Here is a 10,000-nt window from a genome sequence, read left to right on the forward strand (position 1 = left end):
AAAAAATTAGGGTTTCTACAAAGCCAAAAAATTAGTGAAACTGGGGGATTCATTGCCGGAGCCGTTTACCTACCCGTTGGGTATCCACCGAGTAGACTTCCATTCCAGGAATGACAACCCTCACAACTGGAATGTCTATTTCTGGCCGGGTTAAATCCGTGTAGAAGACATCATCAAAACTACATTTACTCAGGAGTTTCAGGGAAGTTTCAATATCATCTTTAAATGTTTTTCTGGCTTTATTTTCAATGTCAGATAGATCAACCCTATCCTCGAATTCACCAAACCAGTGGCGGTTGATTCGTTTCATGCGCTGGTAACCTGCTTTGCGCATGAAAACTGCCCGGGTGGTGTCTTCACGGGTTCCGTGGATCTGGGTAGCCCTGCTTTGCGCCACTTCAGTTAAGGCCCGAAGAGCGGCAACTTCCGGATCAAGATGGGTTCCCACCCCCAGTGTTAAAAGTGCCGGGTCTTTGAGTACGGTGTCATCAGAAACCGCAGCCATAGTGGGAATTTCCACATCAGCAGTGAGTTCAACCAGTTTAACATCCACGCCTGCTTCCTGGAATTTTTTTAGTACTTCCTGTATCAGGGGGTTCTCGGTAGTGTTACAATCTACTTCCCGTGGGGGCTGCCGGCGGGCTTCGAATATGCTCCAGGCATCCCTTTCCACCACTTCAGTTATACCGTGGAACACGGCCTCTTCCATGACATTGCCCGATGCTAGCCCGTTGGTACTCGATTTGAAAAGGAAATTTCCATTACGGGGTTGATAGGGATGGTAAACTGCATTGGCCGGTAACAGGCATTCTTCATCATTACCGGCATTGACTGCAACTACCCAGTCAATATCAGTTTTATCTGCATTCAAGGCACCAGCCGGCAGTATCAGTGAAGCAGGATCAACACAGCCATCCATTTCATTGAAAGGACCAGTGACGATTTTTTCCTCATCTGATTCCTGTTTTTCGGCAGAGTACCTTTCAAAGGCTTCCATCATAGCCGATGCCTTGGCCTGTGGTTGGGTGACTCCTTTACCGGCGTAAATGCTCACCGCTCCCTCCGCTGCACCGGGCCGGATGGCAGAATAAACTGGTATCCCAATACGGTCCAGATGGGTGATCTCCGCTATTCTGGTAACTCCGGCAATCCTGAGTTTCCCTTCCACCTTATCAATGGTTTCCTGAGGGTCACGGCAGCGGTGTGTCCCTCCGAAGTATTTGACTGGAATTTCTTTAAACATACAGATCAGTATAGGCGTGATTATTTAAACTTGATTTTAGTTTAACTTAATTTTAGAGCATTCTAGAACATGTAAGCTATAATGTATGGATAGGCCATCATTACAAATGCTACGGCAATGGTAACCAGCCATATAAGGGGATTCCATTTGAACACCTTCGCCCCGTCTAACATGAACACCGGGAGCAGGTTGAAAAATGCTAAAAAACTGTTAACAAAAAATCCAAGACTACAAACCAGGGATAATAGCGGAGAGTACGGTGCAAATAGCAGGATAGCGAAAAATATGATGGCCAGCGCTATGTTAGTTAAGGGGCCGGCAATTGATATTTTCCCGTTTTCCTCCTTGGAAATGTGCTGTCCGTGAATGTAAACTGCACCTGGTGCAGCGAAAACAAATCCCAAAGCCGCGGTTACTATGGCCAGAATTAATCCTTGAACCCATAGCCGGTATTCGGCATAAAAACCATATCTTACTGCCATGAATTTATGGGCTAGCTCGTGAAAGACGAATCCCAGTCCAACAGCTACTAAAGCCACGGGTATGAGTGATATAAAGTTTCCATGGTTTATATCCTTGAATACATAGGCAAAAGCCCCGGCAATGACCAGCATGGAGATTATAATGTCCCTGATCTCACGGGATGTGAAGTTAACCATAATTATATTAAAGAACCTCTCCTCATTTATAAATGATTTGCCCCCGGAACTTACTTCTTTAGGGGGAGATATTTCCAAAGATTTTTATTATTCTAAGGACAATATACCATAAACAAGCCCCCAGGAATAATTTTCCCCTGATTTATTGAAGATTAAATAGCATTCACCGCCAAACTGGAATAATATGAAAGTAAAGTTAACACAGAATAAATCCAAAAAATCACACCGGATAATCCTAAAACTCAGCTTCTATGAATTTAGGGAAAAATAAACTAATGATTTTTCTAAAAAAGAGTGTTGTTCCACTAATTTTAGGGATTTCAAGTGTTTTTAGAGTGTTAAAAGTATATTCAGTGAGTGTTGATTTTTATGAATAACAGTTGTGAGTACTGCCAGATAGACGGAGGTTACGGGGAACTTATAGGGGAGACCACCCACTGGATGGTGTATCTGGCACCCAGTCAACGTTACCTGGGAACCTGCGTGGTGGCCCTTAAAAGACACTGCAACAATCTTTCCCAGGTGAGTAATGAGGAGTGGACTGATTTTGCCAGGGTAGTCCAAAAAATGGAAGAATCACTGGAACAGATATTCCAGCCCACCTTATACAACTGGAGTTGCTATAAAAATTCTGTTTTCAGGAAGCCTAATCCTAACCCGGAAATCCACTGGCACTTCATTCCCCGGTACCAGGACCCAGTGTATTTTGAGGGGATCGAATTTCATGACCCTGATTTTGGCTATATTCCCCGCCCTGAAAAAAGGGAAATACCCCCCAAGGCCATGAAAAAGCTGGCCATAAAATTAAAAAACAGTTTTACATCCAAATGACTAAGAAAATAGTTTTACATCGAATAAATTTTTATTCAGGGTACAATCTCACCAAGGTTAGCTTATGAAAATAGATAAAATAATAGAAAAGATGGATCAAAACGATCTAAAAACAATAATCATATTAAAACCTGAAAATATAGCATATGTAACTGGTTTCTATCCTTCAAGCATCGCAATTTTAATATTAAAAGATGAACCCGTGCTTTTTTCCTCAAAAATGGATCTGGAGGAAGCTCACCAAAAATCCAGCATAGCTGTGGAAGAATTCAAATCCCTGAGCGAACTTAGAAAAACCCTCCAAGCAACAATCCAGGGTAAAGTGGGGGTGGAGTATTCCATGAGCATGGGGACCTACAGAAAGCTATGTGGAGAACTCCCGGTGGAGCTTACTCACATCATTGAAGATTTCCGGGCAATTAAATCAGCAGATGAGATTAAAAAGATTAAAGGAGCCATCAAGATTGCCGAGGATTCCTTTAAAAATCTGGATTTGGCAGTGAGTGAAGATAATCTGGCGGCCCAAATAGAGTACAACATGAGGTCGGCCGGTTCCATAAAACCTTCTTTTGAAACCATAGTAGCTTCAGGGCCAAGATCAAGTCTACCCCATGCATCTACAACCTCTAAACCGTTAGAAAGTCCCTTAATGATAGATTGGGGTGCCCTGTACCAGAACTATGCCTCGGACATGACCCGTACCTTAATCCGTGGCGGGGAAAAAGAGGAAGAAATTTTTTCCATAGTGCTGGAGGCTCAGCAAAAAGCAATAGAAGCCATAAAACCCGGTGTTAAAGCTTCCTACATTGATGAGGTAGCCCGTGGTGTTATTGAAGATTATGGGTATGGTGATAATTTCATACACTCCACTGGACATGGAGTGGGATTAGAAATTCATGAAAAACCATCCTTATCTTTTAAAAGTGATGAAATACTGGAAAAGGGAATGGTAGTCACTGTTGAACCCGGGATATATCTGGAGGGAAAATTAGGGATCCGGGTGGAAGATATGGTACTGGTCAAAAACCAGGCCCAGGTTTTAACCCACCTTCCCCGAGAAATTTTATTTTAAAATAACCCGGAGATTTTCATTCTCCTCCACTTTATTTTAGAAGGATGTTGAAAATAGTAGGGCTAATTTATAGGGTAATTTATAAAGATTAGAATATAATATAAGATTAGAATATAATATTATATAGAATAATATAATACTAATCAGTTCACACATCAATAATAATATATTATAATAGGTGAGAATATGGCCCTTATACCCCCGGCACTTGCCCCTATATCCAACAGTATTGATAATATTTTTCCTGACAAATATCTGGTACGACTACAGGAAATCCTGATTCGTTCGGGTATGTATGTCAAGGCTTCCGATCTTTTGACCCTGATTTGTGGTGCCGGATTGTTACTGGGGATAATCGTTCTTATCGCATTTATGATAATGGGTGTCAATCCCGTAATAGGTTTCATTATAGGTTTAATTGCCCCTGCAGCCCTCATATTTGGTTGGATCTTCTTTATGATGGAAAAAAGGGTGGATGCCATTGAACAGGGCACACCTGATTTTTTAAGGCAGATTTCATCACTTTTAAGATCAGGGGTGGGTGTAGAAACTGCCATGGAAGATATTTCTAAACACGGGAAAGGTCCCTTAAACGACGAGCTCAAAAGGGCAGTAATTGAAATAAAAATAGGAAGTACATTTGAGGATGCTCTTCTGGGAATGAGTGAACGCCTGAAATCTAAAACACTGGATAGAACATTCCGGATGATCATCGAAGGTCGCAGAGTAGGGGGTAGCCTGGCTGATGTTATTGAAACGGTTGCCGAAGATTTAAGGGCTATTCTGGCATTGCAGAGGGAAAGAAAAGCTAACGTTATGATGTCAGTGATGTTCCTACTGATAGCAGCCATAGTCGCCGCTCCTTTCGCACTAGGAATGATCATGTCATATTCTGCCTTTATAGGATCACTGGGTAAGCCTAATCCATTGATAGGTGCGGCCGCAACGGGAGCAACTGGATACATTCTCATCCACTCGGTAATTGCTGGTTTACTAATGGGAATCGTGTTGTATGGAAGTGCCAAAAAGGGAGTTAAATTCTCACTTGCTCTAGCTCCAGTGGCCTATGGAATATTTTATGTAATTCAGACCCTGGGACCATCTATCCTGGGAATTTCATGATTAGGGAGTGTTACTATGAGAATGATTGATAGGGGAATCAGGAACGACGAAGCTGCCCAGACTGCCGCTGAATATTTGATGATATTTGGAGGTATAATTGTGATTGTTCTGGTGGCAGTAATTTCCTACCAGAATTACGTGAAGGGGTTGGGAGGCAACATAACCAATGGTAGTGAAGTTCAATCCATTGAAAATAACCTTCAAGACATCAACAATACCCTAAACCAAACTTAAAACCATTATAAATATAAAATTATACTCTTTTTTTCATTTTAGAGACGGTAATATTAATTTTTGGGAGTAATTTCTATGAAAATGTTGATAGAGGGGAAGTTGATCGATAAAAATGAGAAAATTGCCGTTGAAAATCCATTTAACAATGAAATTATAGATTATGTTCCTTCTGGTGACGCAGAAGATGTTAAAAAAGCTATTTCTGCCGCGGCTAAAGCAACGAAGTCCATGAAAGAAATGTCTTCCCGCAAACTGTCACGTATAATGTACGACATCCATCAGGAGCTAAAGGAAAAACACCAGGAAATATCTAAACTCATCTCCCTGGAAACCGGGAAACCCATCCGTGATTCTAGGGTAGAAATGGATCGATCCCTGCAAACTCTGTTAATGGCTGCCGAGGAATCAAAAAGAATCTACGGAGAAACAATTCCCATGGATGCCGCCATAGCCGGAAGAACTGCATTTGGATTCACCATTAAAATCCCTTTAGGCGTGGTAGCAGCTATAAGTCCCTTTAATTATCCGGTGAACCTGGCTATTCATAAAATAGCCCCGGCACTGGCTGCTAAAAATACAGTGGTCTTTAAACCTTCCACCAAAGCTCCCCTGGCTGCTCTTAAAATGGCAGAGATTATGGGGCGACATTTGCCTGACGGGGCAGTGAATGCCATTACCGGACCGGGCGGAGTGTTAGGTGACCAGCTGGTAACCAGTGACCAGGTTAATAAAGTATCCTTTACTGGCAGTGTGGCCACCGGACTTTCCATTGCTCGTAAAGCTGGGATGAAAAAGTTAACCCTGGAATTAGGGGGAAATGACCCTTTAATTGTTTTAGATGATGCTGACATTGACGCTGCTGTTCTGGGAGCCGTGGGTGGTTCCTACCTTAATGCTGGGCAGGTTTGTATCGGGGTCAAACGACTCATAGTTCAGGAAAGTGTGGCGGATGAATTCACAGAGCAACTGGTTTCCCGTACCCAGAAGGTTAAAACCGGGGATCCCCTGGATCCTGAAACTGATATGGGGCCCTTGATTGATGAAGAGGCTGCCCTTAATGTGGAAAAGAGTGTTAATGACGCCATTCAAAAGGGGGCCCAGCTACTCTGTGGAGGAAAAAGGGAAGGTGCCTTTTTCCAACCCACCGTACTGGATCATGTACAGGTGGACATGGAGTTGGTTCAAAGAGAGACTTTTGGACCTGTTTCACCAGTGATAAGGGTTGAAAATCTGGATGAAGCTATTAAAGCTGCTAACAGCACCCCTTATGGATTGCAGGCCGGGGTATTCACCCAGAACATAACAAATGCCAAAAAGGCAGTTCGGGAGATCGAAGCAGGTTCCGTGCTCATAAATAAACAACCCACTTTTCGGACGGATAACATGCCCTTTGGAGGATTCAAAATGAGCGGTATGGGTAAAGAAGGGGTTAAATATGCAGTGGAAGATATGACCCGCACCAAGATGGTGGTTATTGGATAATTCTCCTTTGGGTAGATCTAAAGGAAAATTACCCCTGCTTTTCAATCGGAACCCCTGCTTTGAATGAGAATATCTGCTTGAATCAGGATACCCTACTTTGAATCATGATACCTCTGAATCGGTATACTCCTACTTTAAATCAGCAGAAGGCTATCCCCGTTTGATATCCTTCCTTAAAAAAATGTTTAAGTGTCTTGATCCAAATATTTAGCGATAAATTCACTGTAAAAAGTTTTCCACCAAGTTTCTGGATTCATTTAAGGCTTCTAAGGGGATACCATGGGGAAGTTTTCCTAAATCTCCTTTCACGTCCTTTAGAATTCCTTCACCTGCTCCTAAAAACATTCCTTCACTGGTAATACCCATGAAAACTTCCGGGGGAAGTAAGGCCACTGCCACCTGATTTTTTTCCCGGACTTCCAGGTCATTGGTTACCACAGTGATAGCCCTTTGGTGGAGGTTAACATTACACACCAGGAGCTGGTCTGCCTCTGGATGTTTGGAAACACTTAAAATTTCTCCTTTTTTAATATCTATTCCCATCACCGGGTCTTCTATCTCACCTAAACTAATGCGGTCTTTTAAACCAAGGATGGTGTTGAGGAAGAATTTGATTTTGGCCAGGGACTCTTCCAGTTTTGGTTTTTCCTCACGGTTGGCCAGTTCCAGGAATTGTCGGTGCCAGGAATTTCCACCCAGTGCCTCCACGATTTCCGTGGCCTGTTCTTCCAGTAAATCTATTTGGGGGGTTGTAACTATGGCCGATGGTTCCAGGTAAGAGTAGTAGAGGGTCTGTATCTCTGAGGTCATTTTACGGGCGGCTTGTAAGGCCTGTTTCTTGTTCCATTTACCCTTGAGGTTAGCTCCTTCCACCGTTCTCAGGAAAAGTTCAACTGATTTTTCTGCCACTAAAAGTCGGTAATCATTACTAGTATCCCACATTTAAGCACCTGAAATAAATCTATAAAAATTTTTTTTCTTTGAAGATAGTCGTGATGAAGATATCAAATAGATATCTAAGTCAGCGGTTATCTGTAAATCCCTATTTGCCTCTAATTTTTAGATTTTTTAGAAACTCAATATATTTTATACAATCAATTTTATACATTCAAAATTACTTTAGACATCCCCCACTGGGGACTATGGTCCCCTTCTATGTTTTCATATAGGGATGGTTATTGTTTTCATATAGGGGGAGTGTTATTATAATTTGCGAAAATACCGTGTATTGGGGATATTACCCCTAAAATTATCTGATTAATAACCTCTTCTTTAGAAATATTTAAGTATGGGGAAGGTTTTAATTTAATTTAGTAAATGGTGCATTCCCAAATGTATAAGGTGAGTTTGGTAGACTCAGGGTATGTGCCCAAAAAAATGAGAGGTGGAAAGATGGTGGAATTAACGAATCTGTACAACTTAGATGTGTATACCACCCGTGGAAAGTACGTGGGACGTATCCAGGATGTGATCTTAAACATTAAAAAGGGCAGAGTTTCAACCTTGAAAGCTGTGGCCATGAATCCTGACAAAAAAAGTGTGGGAATAAAGGATGTTATAACTAAAAGTATACGAATAGTTCCCGAAGGAGATGAAATAAGACCTCTCAGAGAAGAAGGAACTATAGAAATACCCTATGACCGGGTTCAGGCTGTGGGAGATATTCTACTCATTAGTCCAGAAATAAAGGAAACCAGTGCCCCGGCTGTTGCGGAGACTTAGATCTAAAATGAGGGTTGGCATACTTGGATGTGGCGCCATAGCTAATATTATAACTAATTTTGCCATGGAAGGCAAGCTTGGCGTTGAAATTAAATTTTTTTACGACCGGGACATGGAAAGAGCCGAAAACCTGGCCTCCCAGATAGATGGCCGGGTGGTTCTGGATCTGGAAGACATGCTGGAACATGTGGACCTGGTAATTGAAGCTGCTTCACCCCGGGCAGTGGAAGAAATGGTTCCCCTTATCCTCAAGGGAGGTAAGGATGTTATTGTTATGAGCGTGGGGGGACTTATTAATCCCCAGGTCCGAGAAAAACTACAAAAGTTAGCTAAAGATAACGATTGCCGGATTTATGCTCCTTCAGGTGCTATTGTTGGATTAGATGGAATTAAAGCTGCATCTATAGGTAAAATTCAAAATATAACTCTGGTAACCCGGAAACCACCTCGTTCATTAGGGATAAACACTGAAGAAGAGACTATTCTCTACGAGGGTAAAGCCAGTGAAGCAGTGGCCAAGTTTCCCCTGAACATCAACGTGGCGGCCTCGGTGAGTATTGCTGCGGGTCAGGAAATTGACGTCAAGATCATCGCCGATCCACAGGTGGACCGGAATATGCACGAGTTAAAGGTAGTGGGAGACTTTGGAGAATTCCGCACAACAACCAGCAATCTACGATGTTCCATGAATCCAAAAACCAGTGTTTTAGCGGCTTACTCTGCAATAAAACTGCTTAACAGTCTCAACGAAAATATACTGGTGGGAACTTAAGTTATCTACTAAAAAAGATTCTTACTTCTTTTATTTTATTAAATCATTTTTCAGGGCCTTTTTTATCAGTTAATTTTTTATCAGTTAATGAATAAACTTCTTAAAAACCTAATTTTACCCTAATTTTATTAACTCATTCCATACCAATATTATAATAGATGATGAGGGACAGCTAATTTTAATGCTTATACTTTTAGAATGTCCCTGAGGATTCACCTTAAATTACTAAACCTTAAATTTACTAAAAAGAACAATCCCCCAATAAATCTAAAAAAATCTATGCTGATTACATGAAAAAGTGTGAAATATTTTCCAGTTTAAAGGTTCCCTGCACTTCCAACATTGTTTTAAGACTGGATGGCAGGAATTTCTCCCAATTATCCCGTAAACTGGAGTTTGAAAAACCCTACGACATTGAATTCGTGAAGATCATTACTGAATCATCCTGCCAACTCTTTAAAGAGTTCAGCCCCCGGTTTATCTATACCTTCTCCGATGAGGTTAACCTGCTTTTGGGGGAAATACCCTTTGCCGGGAGGGTTGAGAAGATAGATTCCGTGCTGGCCAGCTTCCTGAGCAGTGCATTTACCCGTGAAATCATGGGGCAGGACAAATTTAAGGAAAAACTTAAGGGAACCAAACCTATTTCCTTCGACTCACGGTTGATACCTTTATCAGATCAGGGGGTGGTGGAGTACTTCCAGTGGAGACAGGCTGAATCCTGGAGGAACTGTTTAAATGGGTATTCCTACTGGAAATTACGGGAAACACATTCCCAGGATGAATCCATGCATATACTCCATAAAAAGAAAAGCAGCCAGTTACACGAATTACTCTTCCAGAAGGGGATTAATCTAACGGAG

The 10,000-nt window shown here is 41.8% G+C and carries 11 protein-coding genes (1 of these 11 cut by a window edge); 8 read left to right on the top strand and 3 right to left on the bottom strand.

Annotated features, from left to right (window positions below):
• Positions 1-49: 49 nt before the first annotated feature.
• Complete coding sequence (locus QC759_RS10375; protein ID WP_048072378.1) at positions 50-1,243, bottom strand: YcaO-related McrA-glycine thioamidation protein; 1,194 nt, start codon at positions 1,241-1,243, stop codon at positions 50-52.
• A 62-nt stretch (positions 1,244-1,305) separates the two neighbouring features.
• The gene (locus QC759_RS10380) at positions 1,306-1,902 is read right to left on the bottom strand and encodes a zinc metalloprotease (RefSeq protein WP_048072379.1); all 597 of its coding nucleotides are present in this window, start codon (positions 1,900-1,902) and stop codon (positions 1,306-1,308) included.
• 369 nt (positions 1,903-2,271) lie between these two features.
• Here QC759_RS10380 and QC759_RS10385 point away from each other — a divergent pair, with 369 nt between their 5' ends.
• From QC759_RS10385 to QC759_RS10405, 5 genes are all read left to right on the top strand, one after another.
• Positions 2,272-2,733, top strand: coding sequence for an HIT family protein (locus tag QC759_RS10385; RefSeq protein WP_048072380.1), 462 nt, complete (start codon positions 2,272-2,274; stop codon positions 2,731-2,733).
• A 64-nt stretch (positions 2,734-2,797) separates the two neighbouring features.
• Positions 2,798-3,805 (top strand): M24 family metallopeptidase, encoded by a 1,008-nt coding sequence (locus tag QC759_RS10390; protein WP_048072381.1) that lies wholly within the window; start codon positions 2,798-2,800, stop codon positions 3,803-3,805.
• A 186-nt stretch (positions 3,806-3,991) separates the two neighbouring features.
• The gene (locus QC759_RS10395; protein WP_048072382.1) at positions 3,992-4,927 is read left to right on the top strand and encodes a type II secretion system F family protein; all 936 of its coding nucleotides are present in this window, start codon (positions 3,992-3,994) and stop codon (positions 4,925-4,927) included.
• Between the two features lie 15 nt (positions 4,928-4,942).
• A complete protein-coding gene (locus QC759_RS10400; RefSeq protein ID WP_052659959.1) occupies positions 4,943-5,161 on the top strand; it encodes a hypothetical protein in 219 nt (72 codons plus the stop codon).
• A gap of 75 nt (positions 5,162-5,236) precedes the next feature.
• Positions 5,237-6,643, top strand: coding sequence for a lactaldehyde dehydrogenase (locus QC759_RS10405; protein WP_048072383.1), 1,407 nt, complete (start codon positions 5,237-5,239; stop codon positions 6,641-6,643).
• Between the two features lie 219 nt (positions 6,644-6,862).
• On the opposite strand, the gene QC759_RS10410 is transcribed toward QC759_RS10405, so the two are convergent.
• Positions 6,863-7,585: a tRNA-binding protein gene (locus tag QC759_RS10410; RefSeq protein WP_048072384.1), complete on the bottom strand. Its 723-nt coding sequence runs from the start codon at positions 7,583-7,585 to the stop codon at positions 6,863-6,865.
• A 450-nt stretch (positions 7,586-8,035) separates the two neighbouring features.
• Here QC759_RS10410 and QC759_RS10415 point away from each other — a divergent pair, with 450 nt between their 5' ends.
• From QC759_RS10415 to QC759_RS10425, 3 genes are all read left to right on the top strand, one after another.
• Positions 8,036-8,365 (top strand): PRC-barrel domain-containing protein, encoded by a 330-nt coding sequence (locus QC759_RS10415; protein ID WP_048073830.1) that lies wholly within the window; start codon positions 8,036-8,038, stop codon positions 8,363-8,365.
• A gap of 7 nt (positions 8,366-8,372) precedes the next feature.
• Positions 8,373-9,137 (top strand): aspartate dehydrogenase, encoded by a 765-nt coding sequence (locus tag QC759_RS10420; RefSeq protein WP_048072385.1) that lies wholly within the window; start codon positions 8,373-8,375, stop codon positions 9,135-9,137.
• A gap of 290 nt (positions 9,138-9,427) precedes the next feature.
• Positions 9,428-10,000: the 5' portion of a tRNA(His) guanylyltransferase Thg1 family protein gene (locus QC759_RS10425; RefSeq protein ID WP_048072386.1), read on the top strand. The gene runs 174 nt beyond the window's last position; 573 of the gene's 747 nt are visible here — the first part of the coding sequence; its start codon is at positions 9,428-9,430; its stop codon lies beyond the right edge, outside the window.

Source organism: Methanobacterium formicicum (assembly GCF_029848115.1).
Classification (GTDB): domain Archaea; phylum Methanobacteriota; class Methanobacteria; order Methanobacteriales; family Methanobacteriaceae; genus Methanobacterium; species Methanobacterium formicicum.